Raw genomic sequence first — 15803 nt, 5'->3', positions numbered from 1 at the left:
ACCGATTGAGGTCGCGTAAGGGCCGCACATCGCCCGCGCTTGGTCTTTTGCGCTCTGGACGGCGTTGCGCGCGCCTTGCGGTGCCCGCACCGCGTCGTCCCGCGCGCCTTGCCAGATCACAAAATCCCGGCGCTCAGACGATGCCAGCTAAAGACAAACCGCTCTAGGCCCCGTCATGCCATGAGCCCGACGGGTTCCAACGCCTTGATCTGTCATCGCGGGACACGAGCGGTCATCGGGCGGCGGGGTCCGGGTCGAACAGCGCCCCGTTTTGTGAACTCACCCGGCATGTCAAGCAATATCATATATGATATGTCAAAAATAGACAAAATGGACAGTATATCATACAATATAAAACTGGCGGCCAATGGCCTTGACCCGTGGGAGGACTGGAATCGCTCAGCAAGGGAGGAAGTGCATTGAGAACGTTCGGAATCGGATGCGTGCCGGCGCGATGGCGGCAGCAATGACCTTGGCGATGGCGGGCGCGGCCCTGGCCGCCGACCTTGACATCATCTGGAACAAGGGCTTTTTCGAGGAGGAGGATGACGCGCTTCTCGCCTTCGCCGACAAGTGGGAGACCGAAACCGGCCATAGCGTCGAGGTCACCTTCGTACCCGTCGCCGAGGTGATCCCCAAGGTGATCGCCGCCATCGAGGCCGGCGATCCGCCGGATGTGGCGTTCGGCCATCTGTTCGACTGGCAGACATCGCCGCGCTGGGCCTATGAAGGACGCCTCGCCGATGTTTCCGATATCGTCGACGGCATGCGCGAAGACCTTTTGCCGGGCGTTGCGGACTCGATCAGGATGCTGGGCGGCGCCACCGGCCAACAGGGTTACTACGTCGTGCCGATCCAGCAGCAGACCGGCCATATGCACTACTGGGCCGATATTCTGAGCGACGCCGGCTTTTCGGCTGAGGACATTCCCCAGGACTGGTCGGCGTTCTGGCGCTTTTGGTGCGATGAGGTTCAGCCGGCGGCGCGGGCGGCCGGCCATCGCGTGTTCGGCAAGGGCCAGGTGTTCGCCTCGGCATCCACCGATTCCAACTTCCACATACAGATGTACCTGTCCGCCCATGGCGCCGACCTGCTCGACGCCAAGGGCAATTTCCAGGGCGACGATGCGGCCGTGCGCGAAAGGATCATCGCCGCCTTCACCGACTATACGGCCTATGCGGCCGACTGCGTGCCCTCCGGCTCGGTCAGTTGGGGCGACGGCGACAACAACACCGATTTCCTCAATCGCAACACGGTGCTGGCGCTGAACCCGTCCCTGTCGATCCCAGCATCGCAGAAGAGCCAGAATCCGGAGAACTACAACGATCTGATCCGCACCATCCCGTGGCCCGACGGACCGGACGGCGCGTCGTTCCCAGTGATGACGTCGATCAAGCACGCGGTCGTCTTCTCCGGGGCGGACAATGCCGAACTGGGCAGGGCGTTCCTGGCCGCCCTGGCGGACCCCGCCAACCTCAAGCCCTATGTGGAGGGCTCCCAGGGGCGCTGGCAGCCGGTGCTGGGCAGCCTGCTCGACGATCCGTTCTGGACCGATCCGGCGGACAGCCACAGGCATGCCGCCTATCTGCAATACACCCAGTCGGAATCGCGCCCCTTCCCGCAGATCTTCAATCACCGCTACACGCAGGTGCAGGCCGAGAATCTTCTGGCGCGCGCCGCCAGCCGGATCGTCCTCGACCGCATCTCACCGGAGGAAGCGGTCGATGAGATGAACGCGCGGATCAGGCAGATCCTGGCGAACTAAGGCGCCGCTCGGCCGGCGGATCCCAGCGGCGCGAAAGGGCGCCGCCGACGCCCTTTTTCAAGGCCGCGCCCATCGCACCAACGACAAAGGCGGACCATGAACAGCACCCATGAGCAAGGGCTCGGCCGCGCCGCCTGCCGGAGCCGGCCTGGGGCGTGATCTTCGTGTTGCCCTATCTGGTGGTCTTTCTTGCCTTTGCCGTCATGCCGGTGGTGCGCGGCATCGGCCTTGGCCTGCACTGGCCAAGCTATGCCGATCTGTGGAACGATCCGATCTTCACGCGCACGGTCTGGAACACGGCCATTCTTGTCGGCTTCGGCGTCAATCTGAAGCTGCTGATCGCGCTTTTCCTGTCCGGCATGCTGCTGGCGCCCCACCGCTGGATCAAGCTACTGGGCCTCGTCGTCATCCTGCCCTGGGCGGTGCCGCAGGTGCCCTCCATCCTGTCGATCCGCTGGATGCTGAACGCCGACTGGGGCATGCTGAACCATATGCTGGACGTGTGGTTCGGCATCTGGCCGGCACCGGCCTGGCTCAACGATCCGACCACGGCGATGGGCGCGGTCGTTGTGGTGCATGTGTGGAAATGGGTGCCCTTCTGGACGCTCATCATGATCGCCGCGCGCCTGACCGTCCCGGTATCGCTCTACGAGGCGGCCGACGTCGACGGCGCCAGCGCCTGGCAGAAGTTCCGTTTCGTCACCTTTCCGCAGATCCGCAACATCTACATCACTTCCACGCTGCTTTCGGCGATCTGGACGCTCGGCGATTTCAACAGCGTCTTCCTGCTCACCGGCGGCGGGCCGGTCGACCGGACCCATATTCTGGCGACGCTCGGCGTGCGCTACGGCTTCAATCTGGGCGATCTGAACATGGGCGTCGCGGCGGTGTTCACGGCCATGCCGTTCGTGGTGCCCGCCGTCGTCGTCCTGGTGCGCCGCCTGAACGCCGGCGGCCGGTTCGAACGCTCGTGAAAGGGGCGCGGCGCATGGCACATGTCATGGAAAACCGGTCGGAGCGGGCGATCGCGCGCCCGGACCTGGGGTTCCGCATCAAGCGTGCCGCCACCCACGCCCTGCTCGTGGCGGTCGGCATTGTGGTCTTCGTCTGGTCGGTCCTGCCCATCTACCACATGGTGATGATGTCGCTGACGCCGATCAACGCGCCGTTCGGCGGGCGGATATGGCCCGAAAGCCCGACCCTCGAAAACTACCGCATCGTCTTCACCCAGGACTATTTCTTCCTGCGCAGCTTCTGGATCCAGCTTTTCAACAGCGTGTTCGTGGCGGTGGCGACGGCGCTTTTGACGCTGTTCGTCGCCATCACAGCCAGTTTCGCGATCGCCCGCATGCAGGTTCGCTATGGCCAGTTGATCACCAATCTGGCGCTGACCTCCTACATCATTCCCATGGCCTTTCTGGCCATTCCGTTCTTTACGGTGATGAGCGACTACGGGCTTGTGAACAACCCATGGTCGCTGATCTTCGCCATGACCACCTTCGCCTCGCCCTATGCGATCTGGGTGTTTCGCCAGCATGCCGAAAACCTGCCAAGGGAGCTTGACGAGGCCGCCAAGGTGGACGGTGCGACGCCGTTCCAGATCCTGCGCCGCGTCTACATTCCGCTGATGCGCCCGGCCATGGTGGCGATCGGCACGTTTGCGATGCTGCTGGCCTGGAACGAATATCTTTACGCCTTCCTGCTCCTGTCGAGCGAGGACCGGGTGACGCTGACGGTGGCGCTCGGCTTTTTCCTTGGCCAGGACAACTCGCCCTGGAGCCTGCTGATGGCCACCTCGGTGATCTATTCGTTGCCGCCCGTGGCGCTCTACTACGCCTTCCGGCGCTACATGGTCAGCGGGCTGACGGCCGGAGGCGTCAACGATTAACCGAAATGCGAAAGGGGCGGTGTCGGCATGGCATCAGTCATCATCGATCAATGTCGGAAATCGTACGGCAATCACGAGGTCGTGCACGGCGTCGACCTGGAAATCGGCGACGAGGAGTTCGTCGTCCTGGTCGGCCCATCCGGCTGCGGCAAGTCCACGCTGCTCAGAATGATCGCCGGCCTTGAGGAGATCACGGCCGGTCGGATCAGCATCGGCAACCGCATCGTCAACCACCTACCTCCGAAGGACCGCGATATCGCCATGGTCTTTCAGAACTACGCCCTTTACCCGCATCTGACGGTCTATGAGAACATGGCCTTCGGCATGATGCTGCGCCGCGAGCCGGCGGCGCTGATCGGGCGGCGCGTCGAGGACACGGCCCGGATGCTGGGTCTTGGAGACTATCTCAAGCGCTATCCCAAACAGCTTTCCGGCGGCCAGCGCCAGCGCGTGGCGATGGGGCGCGCCATCGTACGCCGGCCGCAGGTGTTTCTGTTCGACGAGCCGCTTTCCAATCTGGACGCCAAACTGCGGGTGCAGATGCGCACCGAGATCAAGGCCCTGCACCGGGACGTGCGCACCACGTCCGTTTACGTCACGCACGACCAGATCGAGGCGATGACGCTGGCCGACCGCGTCGTCGTGCTGAAGGACGGCAACATCATGCAGGTCGGATCGCCGCTTGAGCTTTACGACCGGCCGGCGAACCTGTTCGTGGCCGGCTTCATCGGCTCGCCGATGATGAACTTCATCGACGGCGTCCTGGAGCGCGATGGCGAGGATGTGCGCGCGCAGCTAAGCGGCGGGGCGACGATGAACCTGCCCGCCGGCACCTGCGGCCGGGACGGCGAGGAGGTCACGCTGGGGGTCCGGCCGGAGCATCTGTCGATCCGCGACGCCGACGCCGAGGGCGCATTGCCCGCCATGGCGGTCTTCACCGAGCCCACCGGCGCCGACACGCTGGTCATCGCCCAGGTCGACGGCAGGGAGATTTCCGTCTCCACGCGCACGCGGCCGCAGATCCGGTCAAGCCAGGCCATCGGCCTGACGGCCGAAACGGAGAACATCCACGTCTTTGCGCCAGGGACCGGCCAGCGCCTTTCGTGACCCGTCCGGGGTCTCGACAGTGGCCGGCCTGACGCTCGCCGCGCCGCCGCCGATGCCGGCCCTCGTCCAGAAACATAAAGGCGCGCCGATCGGACGGTCGCCGGCGGGCGGCTCATGGTCAAGCCACCATGGGTCGCAGCACCGTCACAGAGCCCCCTGCTGCCAACCCAAGCGCAGGCATCTGTCCTGAGCCGAAGCTTCATCGGCGATCACAATCTGGAACCTTATGGCGCCTCGCCGCCAAAATCTTTCAGTTTTTCTAATAAAGTCTTTCAAATTTCCGAAGTTACAGACCGCAGATCGAATGCTAGGGCGGGCCTATGGGAGGATATGGAATGAACGATCTGCGGCCCGCGAGACGCTCCAACACATCGCTCGCGCGGCGTGCCTGGAACATCAGGCGCAAGGCGCTGCTGATGGGCGAGGTGCAGGGCCAGGGCTATATCGGCCAGGCGCTCGGCGTCGCCGATGTGCTGGCGGCGTCCTATTTTCACGCGCTGAACCACCGGCCCGACGATCCCGAATGGGAGGGCCGGGACCGGTTCTACCTGTCCATCGGGCACTATGCGATCGCCCTTTACGCGGCGCTGATGGAAGCGGGCGTCCTGCCGGAGGAGGAATACGCCACCTACGGCATGGACGACAGCCGGATGCCCATGTCGGGCATGTCCTCCCATACGCCGGGCATGGAGATCACCGGCGGCTCGCTGGGCCACGGGCTCGGCATCGCCGTGGGCGCGGCGCTGGGGCTGAAGCGCAAGGCCAATCCAGCCTTCGTCTACAACCTCATGTCCGACGGCGAGCTGGGCGAGGGCTCCACCTGGGAAGCGGTGATGTCGGGGGTCCAGTGGAAGCTCGACAATCTGATCTGCATCGTCGACTTCAACAATCAGCAGGCCGACGGGCCGACGCGCGACGCGCTGGCGGTCGGCGCCGAAGCGCCCAAATGGGAAGCCTTCGGCTGGTTCGCGCAGGAGGTGGACGGCAATGATCTTAACGCGCTGGTGGCCGCCTTCGATGCGGCGCGCGCGCATTCGGGGCCCCGGCCGCGGGTCATCGTCTGCAACACCGTCATGTGCAAGGGCGTCGACTTCCTGGAAGCCCGCGAAATGAACCATTTCGTGCGGGTGGAACCCGGCGAATGGGCGCAGGCGCTTACGAAGCTCGATGAGGCAAGGCCCGCATGACCCTCGCTTCCATGGCCCGCAAATACGAGCCCCGCACGGCGCCGGAAAACCCGGCCGCCACCTCGGCGATGATCGCCTCGCTGGAAGCCGAGGGCTATGACACGGTGGCCGCACCCTTCGGCCACGCGCTTGTCGCCGAGGCCGAAAGGGACGAGCGCATCGTCGGGCTGACGGCGGATCTGGCCAAATACACCGATCTGCACGTGTTCGCACGGGCCATGCCCGACCGGTTCTACCAGATGGGCATGGCCGAACAGCTTCTGATGTCGGCCGCAGCCGGCATGGCCCGGGAGGGCTGCATCCCCTTCGCCACGACATACGCCGTCTTCGCCTCGCGCCGGGCCTACGACTTCATCGCGATGGCGGTCGCGGAAGAAAATCTGCCGGTCAAGGTCTGCTGCGCTCTGCCCGGCCTGACCACCGGATACGGGCCGAGCCATCAGGCCACCGAGGATCTGGCGATCTTTCGCGGGCTGCCCAACATGGTGGTGGTCGATCCGTGCGACGCTGTCGATGTGGCCGGGCTGGTGCCGGCGCTGATCGCCCATGACGGTCCGGCCTATGCCCGCCTCCTGCGCGGCAAGGTGGCCTCGGTGCTCACGCGCCACAAGCCCGACTACAGGTTCAGGCTCGGCAAGGCGCAGATGATCCGCGAGGGCGGCGACGTGCTGGTCGTCTCCACCGGCATCATGACCATGCGCGCGCTCGACGCCGCCGAAAGGCTCGCCGCCGACAAGGTGGATGTGGCGGTGCTGCACGTGCCAACCGTCAAGCCGCTGGACGTGGAGGCGATCGTGGCGGAAGCGGGCAAGGGGCGGCTCGTTGTCACCGCCGAGAACCACACCGAAAACGGCGGGCTGGGCGAGGCCGTCGCCAAGGAACTGCTCAAGGCCGGCGTCACGCCGACATTCCGCATGATCGCGCTTCCCGACGCGTTTCTGGAGGCCGGCGCGCTGCCCACGCTGCACGACATGTACGGGCTGTCGGTCGGCAAGGTGGTCGAACGGATCAAGGGCTGGCTTTAGGCTTTCAAGTCAGGAAATGGCATATGGGTCTTCTTGAGGGAAAAATCGCGATCGTGACCGGGGCGGCGAGCCCGCGCGGCCTGGGCAGGGCCATGGCCCGGCTGTTCGCCGAGCATGGCGCAAGGGTGGTGATCACGGACCTGGACGAAGCGCAGGTCGAACGGGCCGCCGGCACGCTTGCCGGCGGCGGCCACAGGGGGCTGGCCGGAAACGTGGCCTCCAAAACAGATTGCCAAGCGGTGGCACAAGCCGTGCTCGACACCCATGGCAGGATCGATGTGCTGGTGAACAATGCCGGCATCACGCAGCCCCTGCAACTGATGCAGATCGAGCCCGAGCACTATGAGGCCGTGACCGACGTCTCGCTGCGCGGCACGCTCTATATGAGCCAGGCTGTGATCCCGGTCATGCGCGACCGGCGGTCCGGGTCCATCGTCAACCTCAGTTCGGTCTCGGCGCAGCGCGGGGGCGGTATTTTCGGCGGCCCCCATTATTCGGCCGCCAAGGCCGGCGTGCTCGGGCTGACCAAGGCCATGGCGCGGGAGCTTGCCCCGGACAATGTGCGCGCCAACGCGATCTGTCCGGGGCTCATCGACACCGACATCACCGCCGGACAGATGACCGGCGACAGGCGTGCCGAAATCCTGGCGGGAATCCCCATGGGCCGCACGGGAACGCCCGAGGACGTGGCCGGCTGCGCGCTGTTTCTCGCCTCGGACCTGTCGGCCTACTGCACTGGAACGGAAGTGGACGTGAACGGGGGTTCCCTCATCCATTGACCAGACCATGGGGAGGGGCGTCTTTCGGGTCGGGACGCTTCGGGCAGGACGACCATTCAACCAAGGGAGGAACTTGACATGAAGACCAAGCTTCTGGCCGCGCTGGCCATATCGACGGCGCTTGTCGCGAGCGCCCAGGCCGAGGTGATCTTCGCCCACGGCGCCAATCCGGGCAACCCGCGCTACATCGCGGCGGACATCTGGGCCGCCCAGTACGAGGCCTGTGCCGGCGAAAGCGTCAATCACGCGCCCTCGGCCAGCATGGGCGACGACTCCGAAATGCTGACATCGGCCCAGGCCGGCATCATCCAGATCACCGCCAACAGCCAGGGCGCGATGTCGCAGATCGTGCCCGAGATCGGCCTCCTGGGCCTGCCCTTCCTGTTCAGCGACCTGCCAACGGCCTGGACGGTGCTCGACGGCGAGGTGGGCGACATGCTCGACGCCCGGGCGCAGGCGGTCGGGCTGAAGATCGTCGGGTTCTGGGACAACGGCATCCGCCAGGTCACGCACACCGACAAGCACGTCGCCGCGCCGGGCGACATCGCCGGCATGCAGATCCGCACCCCGCCGAGCCCGATGACCCTCGACATCTTCGAGGCGCTCGGCGCGAACCCGGCGCCGCTGGCCTGGTCCGAGCTTCCTTCGGCCCTGCAATCGGGCGTCTTCGAAGGCCAGGAAAATCCGCTCACCAACATCCACTCGGCGCGGCTGCACGAGATCACGCCATACGTTACGATGACGTCGCACAAATACGAGTCGACCCCCGTCGTCGCCAGCCTGTCCTGGTGGTCGGGCCTGGGCGAAAGCGAGCGGAACTGTGTCATGCAGGCCACCGAATATGCCGGCGCCATCCAGCGCGCCCTGTCTCTGGCGGGCGATGCCACGCTGCGCCCGAAGATGGAGGCGGAGGGGGCCGTCTTCGTCGAGGCCGACATCGCGGCCTACCAGGCGGCAACGGCGAGCGTTTACGACAAATACGCCGCCGACTTCCCCGAACTCGTCTCGACCCTGCGCGCGGCGGCGGGGCTGGAATGATCCGCGAGCCTGACGGCACGCAAGGCGGGGGGCGTTGGCGCCCCTTGCTGCGTCTGTGCGGGCACATCGCGACCATGATCGACTGGAGCGGTCGTCTTGTCGCCGTGTCCTGCCTGGCGGTGATGTTCGTCCTGCTCTTCGTCAACGTGATGCTGCGCTACACGCTGTCCGACGGCATCCCCTGGGCCTATGAAATCCATGCCGTGCTCCTGCCCTGGCTGGTGGCCGGGGGCGTGGTCGCCGCCGCTGCCCAGGGACGCAACATCACGGTTTCCATTTTACCCGACATGGTCGGGACGGCAGCCGGCAAATGGCTGTCGGTCTCGGTCCATCTGACGGTCGCGGCCATCTGCATCTGCGTGGTCTGGTCCAGCCAGCCGATCCTCAAGGCATCGCAGTTCCAGTCGCTCGCGACGCTCGGCATCAAGCAGGTGTGGGGCTATGCGTCGCTGCTGTTCGCCTTTGGCGGCATGGGGGCGATCGCCCTGATCGAGACGCTGAGGGCCGCATTCGGCGGCGAAGATGATCCGGTACGGCCGGAAACAGGGGCCTGAACTGGGGCAGCCACTATGACAGCCGCGCTCATCTGGGTTTTTCTGTTTCTTCTGGCGGCCTCCGTTCCGGTCGCCCATGCGATGCTGGGCGGCGCGGCGGCCGCGCTCTTGATCGACGGCAAGCCGCTGGCCGTGCTCGCGCAGCGGCTTTATACGCCGACCCAGAGCTTTCCGATGCTCGCAATCCCCTTCTTCATCCTCGCCGGCAATCTGATGATGTCGGGCCGCTTCGGCGATTATCTGGTGAACGTGGCGCGCCTGATGGTCGGCAATTTCCGGGGCGGGCTGGGCCAGGTGTCGATCCTGGGCTCGGTGATGTTCGGCGGGGTTTCGGGTTCGGCCGTCGCCGATGCGTCGGCGCTGGGCAACGCGCTGATCCCGGTGCAGAAGAAAGAGGGCTATCCGCCGAGCTTCGCCGCCGCCATCAACTCGGCCTCCTGCACCGTCTCGGTGCTGATCCCGCCATCGATCCCGCTGATCCTTTACGGGCTCGTCGCCAACGTCTCGATCCTCGACCTGTTCATCGCCGGCATCCTGCCAGGGCTGCTTCTGGGCGCCGGCATGTTCGTGATGGTCATGGTGGTGGCGCGCCGGCGCAATCTGCCCCGCTCGCCGCTCGAAGGCGGGTTTGCGAAGTTCAGATCGCAACTGCTCGTGTCCGTTCCGGCGCTGCTGATGCCGGTCTTCGTGATCGGGACGCTGCGGTTCGGTGTCGCAACGCCCACGGAGGTCAGCGTCATGGCGGTGGCCTACGCCCTGCTCGTCAGCGGACTGGTCTATCGCGACCTGACGCTGGTCGGGCTATGGCGCGCCGCGCTGTCGACCATCATCATGACCGGCGCGGTGATGGTCATCATCATGGCCTCGTCGACCGTCCAGTGGGTCCTGACAGCCGAACGCGTCCCGCAAGAGCTTGCAAGCTGGATCGTGGCGACGGTCTCCGAGCCGTGGATGATCATACTGGCCATGAACATATTGATGCTGGTCGTCGGAACGTTTCTCGATCTTCCGGCCGCCGTGCTCCTGCTCGGCCCGATCTTCGTCACTGTCGGCCAGGCGATCGGCCTCGATCCGGTGCAGCTCGGGCTGATGATGGTCCTCAACCTGTCCGTCGGGCTTTACACGCCACCGGTCGGCACCACGCTGTTCATATCGGCGGCGATCGCCAAGGTCGGCATCGGCCAGGTCATCGGCTCGCTCCTGCCGTTCTACGGCGTGGCCTTGCTGGTGCTCATCGTGATCTCCTACGTGCCGGCGCTAACGCTCTACTAGATCACGCACCAGATCGGGCGGGTCGGCGCGAACGAAACGGCACCCCAGTTCCCCCAGCAGCGCGCGGGCCTTTGCCTCGTGCGCCTCGGCCTCGGTGGCGACCCAGTCCGCGAACCGGTTGACGATGCGCCGGTTGAGGTGCCGGGCGGGACAGACGAGCCAATAGCCGACAAAATCGATCGCCGACAGCGCCGGGGCGAAGGGCACCAGTTCGCCCCGTTCGATTTCGCCAAGGCAGAGAAGGGCGCTGTCCAGCGCGATCCCGCCGCCCTGCTTGGCCATCTCGATCGCCATGGACGAGCGATCGAAACGGAACGGATAGACGAGGTTGTCGACCTCGATGCGGTTTGCCGCGAGCCAACTGTCCCAGCGGTAGAGCACCTTGACGCTGTCGATGAGCCGCGCCTCCCGGATCTGTTCGGCGACCCCATCGGCCGACGATCGGAGCTTTTCCAGATAGGCGGGGCTGCAAAGCGGCAGCACCACGTCTTTCATCACCGGTTCGACGGTCAGGCCGGCCCATGTGCCCCAGCCATAGCGAAGATCGAAGTCGATCGACTCGGTCTCGAACGAGGTGAACTCGGGCGCCGCATCGATACGAATGGCCCAATCGGGGTGAGCCGCCGCGAAACCGGCAATTCTGGGCCCCAGCCAACGGACGCCGAAGCTGGGGCTGACGCGGATGGTCAGGCTGCGCATGTCCTTTTGGCGGCCGATCGCGCTGCTGGCGTTCCGCAGCGCGGCAAAGGCCTGCGTTATGGTTTGGAACAGCCGGTCGCCATCGAGGGTCAGAACCATCCGGCGCTTTTCGCGCTTGAACAGCTTGACGCCGAACTGGCCTTCCAGCCGGCTTATCTGCTGACTGACCGCGGACGGCGAAACGCCCAGATCGTGGGCCGCCTTCGTTATGGTCCCGAGCCGTGCGACGGCCTCGAAATATTCGGTTGCCTTGAGGTTTATGTCACGCATGGCCGCAAGCCTATCATGTCTTGCACGAACGCGCCCCGGCTCACAGGCGAGCCGTCCTCGCCCGTGTCCCTGCCCGGCGGATGCCTGTTTCATCCCCAGTGTCCGAAAGCCGTGCCCGCTTGCGCCGCCCACGCGTCGGCGCGCCATCCGCCGGAAGCCGACCATTGGGCGAGCTGCAACCGGCAGGGCGGTTGACGGCAGCGGCGCAGGGCGTCCACCGGCCGGTCGTCGGCGGCAATGGCGCCGCCGCGCGGCGGAAAAGATCATGTTTCAGTCGAAAAGGGTCATGAGCAGCGGCGAGGTTGACCGATCCTGCCGGGGTATTTCGAGGCGTTCAGGCGCACGGTCCGGTGTCCGGTGGCCGCGCGCCCGAAGGTTCAAGCTTCAAAGGGAGACATACATGTTTGCATTCAAGGCATTCGTCGCCGCGGCGGCGGCGCTGACGACGGTTTCCGTGGCCCATGCCGAAACCGTCTGGAATTTCGCCACGCCTTACAACGACCAGAATTTCCACACCCGGAACATCGCCGCGTTCGCCGCCGACGTCGAGGAGATGACCGGCGGCAAGCTGAAGCTGACGCTGCACACCAACGCCTCGCTCCTGAAGATGGGCGAGATCAAGCGCGGCGTGCAGACCGGCCAGGTCCAGCTCGGCGAGATCCTCCTTTCGGCCTACGGTTCGGAAGACCCGTTCTTCGAGGTGGACGGCATTCCGTTCCTGTCGCAGGGCCAGATGACCGCCTGGCGGGTCTATGAGCTGACCCTGCCGCGCATCACCGAGATTCTGGCCGAGGACGGGCTGATGCCGCTGTTCTCGGTGCCGTGGCCCGGCCAGGGCATCTATGCCCAGAACCCGGTTTCCTCGGTCTCGGACTTCGAGGGCGTCAAGTTCCGCGCCTATAACGCCGTGACCGCCCGGTTCGCCGAGCTGATGGGCGCGGTGCCCACCACGGTCCAGTCGGCGGAAGTTCCGCAGGCGTTCGCCACCGGTGTCGTCAGCGCCATGATCACCTCGGCCGCCACCGGCAACGACACCAAGGCCTGGGACTTCGCCACCCATTTCTATGACGTCAACGCCATGAACAACAAGAACATGGTTCTGATGCACAAGCGCGCCTTCGACGCCCTTGAGCCGGATGTCCGGGACGCCCTGCTGGCGGCGGCGGCCAAGGCCGAAACGCGCGGCTGGGTGATGAGCGGCGGGCTTCAGGCGGAACTGACGGCCAACCTGATCGCCAACGGCATGATCGTCGAGCCGCCCAGCGAGGCGTTCCTCGCCGGCATGCAGGCGATCGGCGACCAGCTCGTGCAGGAATGGCTCGAAAAGGCCGGCGAAGCGGGTCAGGCATTCATCGACGCCTACAACGCGCTCTGAAGACCGGGGCGTGACGGACCCACGGGAGCCGGTGATGGCCACGCCGGCATCGCCGCTGCGACGGGCTCTGGACGGGCTCTATGTCGTCAGCGCCTATGTCGGCGCGGCCTTCATCGTCGCCATCGGCGTGCTGATCGCCGCACAGGTCGTCGGCCGCGAACTGGGCGTCCAGGTCGTCGGCGCCGACGATCTGACCGCCTGGAGCGTGGTGGCGGCCGGCTTCCTGCCGCTCGCCTACACCTACCGCACCGCCGGCCATATCCGCGTCACGCTGCTGGTCGAACGCAGGAGCGGCCCGATGCGCCGCATCTGGGAGATCGCCGTGATGGCCGTCGCGCTCTTCTTCGTCGGCTTTCTTTGCTACTCCTCCTTCGACATGATCGGCGACGCCATCCGCTTCGGCGACATGACGCAGGGCCTGATCGTCATCCCGATGTTCGTTCCGCAGCTGTCGATGCCGATCGGCACGCTGATCTTCGTGATCGCGATCATCGACGATCTGGTGGCGGCGATGCGCGGCGGCCCGATTTCCTATCGCAAGGCCGAGCGCTCGGCCGCGCGCGCCGACATCACCCACGCCGACTGACGGAGCCCCCATGACGCCCGAAATGGCCCAGATCGCGCTGACGCTGCTGCTTGTCCTTTTGCTGTTTCTGGGTTCGGGCATGTGGATCGGCATCGCCCTGCTCGGCGTCGGCTGGGTCGGCCTGAGCTTCTTTGGCACCGTTCCGGTCGAAAAGGCGATGGCCAGTTCGGTCTGGCAGTCCAAGGCGTCGTGGACGCTCGCCGCCCTGCCGCTTTTCATCTGGATGGGCGAAATCCTGTTCAGGGCGCGATTGTCCGAGATTCTTTTCCGGGGGCTCGCGCCCTGGCTGGGGTGGCTGCCCGGCCGGCTGTTGCACGTCAATGTGGCGGGCTGCGCGGTGTTTGCCGCGGTCAGCGGCTCTTCGGCGGCGACCGCGGCCACCATCGGCCGCATGTCGCTGCCCGAATTGCAGCGCCTTGGCTACAACCGCTCGCTGTCGATCGGCTCGCTGGCCGGCTCGGCGACGCTCGGCCTCCTGATCCCGCCCTCGATCATCATGATCGTCTACGGGGTTGCGGCCGACGTTTCGATCATCCGCCTGTTCATGGCCGGCGTCCTGCCGGGGCTGATGATGGCCGCGCTCTTCATGGTCTACATCATCATCGTCGCGCTGATCAGGAAGGAGACGGCGCCGAGCGCGGTCGAAGCCATGGGCCTTGGCGAAAAGCTGCGCCGCTCGACCGGCCTCATCCCGGTCATCCTCCTGATCGGCGGGGTGATCGGCACCATCTATGCCGGGATCGCGACCGCGACCGAGGCGGCGGCCGGCGGCGTGATCGGCGCGCTGATCCTGGCCGCCTTCCAGCGCTCGCTGAACTGGCCGATGTTCGCCGAAAGCCTTCTGGCCGCCACGCGCCTGTCCTGCATGATATTCATGATCCTGTCGGGCGCGGCCTTTCTGACGACCGCCCTTGCCTTTTCGGGCATTCCGGCGGCGCTGGCCGGCTGGGTCGCCGAGATGGACCTCAATCCCTACACGCTGCTGTTCTTCCTGTGCATCATGTATGTGATCCTGGGATGCTTCATCGAGGGCATCTCGATGATCGTGCTGACGGCGACGGTCGTCCTGCCCCTGGTGGCGCAGGCCGGCTTCGACCTGCTCTGGTTCGGCATCTTCGTGATCATGGTCGTCGAGACCGCGCAGATCACGCCGCCGCTCGGCTTCAACCTGTTCGTCATCCAGGGCCTGACCGGACGCGGCATCTTCTCGGTCGCCAGATCGGCGCTTCCCTTCTTCCTTCTGCTGCTCGTCGGCGTCGTCCTGATCACCGTCTTTCCGGCCATCGTCACCTGGTTCCCTTCGACGCTTGGTTAGCGGCCGCCCCCATGGCATGAACCGACATGTTCCATCACGCTGACCCGGACCGGTCGATAGACGTGGGCTTCTACCTGGCCCGCCGGTTCTCGATCGTGCCGTTCATCAACGCCATCGAGCCGCTGCGCATGGCCAACCTGATCAGCGGCCGCGAGCTGTTCCGCTGGACGCTGATCTCCAACCGGGGCCAGCCGGTCGAAGCGGTCAACGGCATGACGATCGCGGCCGATTGCGCGGTCCGCGACGCCACGGCCGTCTCCAACCTGATCTGCGTCGTCGGCTTCGCTCCGATCATCGAATTGCGCGACAATGTCAGGGGATGGCTGCGCGGATTGTGCCGGCACGGCACGCATCTGGGCGCGCTCGGCGCGGGCACGCTGTTTCTGGCCGAGGCGGGCCTGCTGGACGGCTATCGCGCCACCATCCACTGGCGTTACCATGAAAGCTTCCGCGAGCGCTTTCCCGACATCGACGTCACGCAGAACCTGTTCGAGATCGACCGCAACCGGCTGACCTGCGCCGGCGGGACCGCCGCCATGGACATGATGATCCACATCATCGGCCGGCATTTCGGCCACGATCTGGCCTCGTCCGTCGCAGAAATGTTCGTCGCCGGCGACATCAGGCGGCCGTTCGAAACCCAGCAGGACGCCGCTCGGGCCATGCCGCCCTCGACCGATGCGAAGATCGTCACCGCCATCGACCTGATGCAGAACAATATCGAGCATCCGCTTCCGATCGCCGAACTGGCCGCGCGCACCGGCGTGTCCCAACGCCAGATGGAGCGCCTGTTCCGCGCCCATTTCGACCAGTCGCCGGTCCAGTACTATGTGCGGCTCAGGCTCAACCAGGCGCGCCGGCTGCTGTTGCAGTCGCGCATGTCGATCATCGAGATCGGCCTGGCCAGCGGCTTTGCATCGCACGAACATTTCTCGCGCAGCTA

At 65.5% G+C, this 15803-nt stretch carries 15 protein-coding genes; 14 read left to right on the top strand and 1 reads right to left on the bottom strand.

Going from position 1 to position 15803, the window contains the following annotated elements:
• Positions 1-466: 466 nt before the first annotated feature.
• The 10 genes from AC5E6L_RS07415 (at position 467) to AC5E6L_RS07370 (ending at position 10615) form a co-directional block, all read left to right on the top strand.
• A complete protein-coding gene (locus tag AC5E6L_RS07415) occupies positions 467-1765 on the top strand; it encodes an ABC transporter substrate-binding protein (RefSeq protein ID WP_491772320.1) in 1299 nt (432 codons plus the stop codon).
• 155 nt (positions 1766-1920) lie between these two features.
• The gene (locus AC5E6L_RS07410; protein WP_491772318.1) at positions 1921-2739 is read left to right on the top strand and encodes a carbohydrate ABC transporter permease; all 819 of its coding nucleotides are present in this window, start codon (positions 1921-1923) and stop codon (positions 2737-2739) included.
• A gap of 14 nt (positions 2740-2753) precedes the next feature.
• Entirely contained in the window at positions 2754-3653 is a 900-nt protein-coding gene (locus tag AC5E6L_RS07405) for a carbohydrate ABC transporter permease (protein WP_491772316.1), read from the top strand.
• Positions 3654-3680: 27 nt separating this feature from the next.
• Complete coding sequence (locus tag AC5E6L_RS07400; RefSeq protein WP_491772314.1) at positions 3681-4760, top strand: ABC transporter ATP-binding protein; 1080 nt, start codon at positions 3681-3683, stop codon at positions 4758-4760.
• 335 nt (positions 4761-5095) lie between these two features.
• Positions 5096-5947, top strand: coding sequence for a transketolase (locus tag AC5E6L_RS07395; protein ID WP_491228490.1), 852 nt, complete (start codon positions 5096-5098; stop codon positions 5945-5947).
• A complete protein-coding gene (locus AC5E6L_RS07390; RefSeq protein WP_491228491.1) occupies positions 5944-6972 on the top strand; it encodes a transketolase family protein in 1029 nt (342 codons plus the stop codon). The genes AC5E6L_RS07395 and AC5E6L_RS07390 overlap by 4 nt, the downstream gene beginning before the upstream one ends.
• A gap of 23 nt (positions 6973-6995) precedes the next feature.
• Complete coding sequence (locus AC5E6L_RS07385) at positions 6996-7751, top strand: SDR family NAD(P)-dependent oxidoreductase (protein WP_491228492.1); 756 nt, start codon at positions 6996-6998, stop codon at positions 7749-7751.
• Positions 7752-7829: 78 nt separating this feature from the next.
• A complete protein-coding gene (locus tag AC5E6L_RS07380) occupies positions 7830-8789 on the top strand; it encodes a TRAP transporter substrate-binding protein (protein ID WP_491228493.1) in 960 nt (319 codons plus the stop codon).
• Positions 8786-9343, top strand: coding sequence for a TRAP transporter small permease (locus tag AC5E6L_RS07375; RefSeq protein ID WP_491772311.1), 558 nt, complete (start codon positions 8786-8788; stop codon positions 9341-9343). The genes AC5E6L_RS07380 and AC5E6L_RS07375 overlap by 4 nt, the downstream gene beginning before the upstream one ends.
• A gap of 15 nt (positions 9344-9358) precedes the next feature.
• Positions 9359-10615, top strand: a complete 1257-nt coding sequence (locus tag AC5E6L_RS07370) for a TRAP transporter large permease (RefSeq protein ID WP_491228495.1) — start codon at positions 9359-9361, stop codon at positions 10613-10615.
• Here AC5E6L_RS07370 and AC5E6L_RS07365 read toward each other — a convergent pair.
• Positions 10601-11584 (bottom strand): LysR substrate-binding domain-containing protein, encoded by a 984-nt coding sequence (locus tag AC5E6L_RS07365; protein ID WP_491228496.1) that lies wholly within the window; start codon positions 11582-11584, stop codon positions 10601-10603. The two genes, AC5E6L_RS07370 and AC5E6L_RS07365, sit on opposite strands and share 15 nt — an antisense overlap.
• Positions 11585-11984: 400 nt before the next feature.
• On the opposite strand from AC5E6L_RS07365, the gene AC5E6L_RS07360 reads away from it, so the two are divergent.
• The 4 genes from AC5E6L_RS07360 to AC5E6L_RS07345 all read left to right on the top strand — a co-directional run.
• Complete coding sequence (locus AC5E6L_RS07360) at positions 11985-12959, top strand: TRAP transporter substrate-binding protein (protein ID WP_491228498.1); 975 nt, start codon at positions 11985-11987, stop codon at positions 12957-12959.
• 34 nt (positions 12960-12993) lie between these two features.
• On the top strand, positions 12994-13545 hold the full coding sequence (locus AC5E6L_RS07355) for a TRAP transporter small permease (protein WP_491772308.1): 552 nt from the start codon (positions 12994-12996) through the stop codon (positions 13543-13545).
• A 10-nt stretch (positions 13546-13555) separates the two neighbouring features.
• Positions 13556-14860, top strand: coding sequence for a TRAP transporter large permease (locus AC5E6L_RS07350; RefSeq protein ID WP_491228500.1), 1305 nt, complete (start codon positions 13556-13558; stop codon positions 14858-14860).
• 26 nt (positions 14861-14886) lie between these two features.
• On the top strand, positions 14887-15803 hold a 917-nt coding region (locus AC5E6L_RS07345), incomplete at its 3' end, for a GlxA family transcriptional regulator (RefSeq protein ID WP_491772305.1).

This window comes from Roseitalea sp. (genome assembly GCF_984466335.1).
Note: the sequence above shows the minus strand (reverse complement) of the source record. Positions and strands in the feature narration are given on the sequence as shown.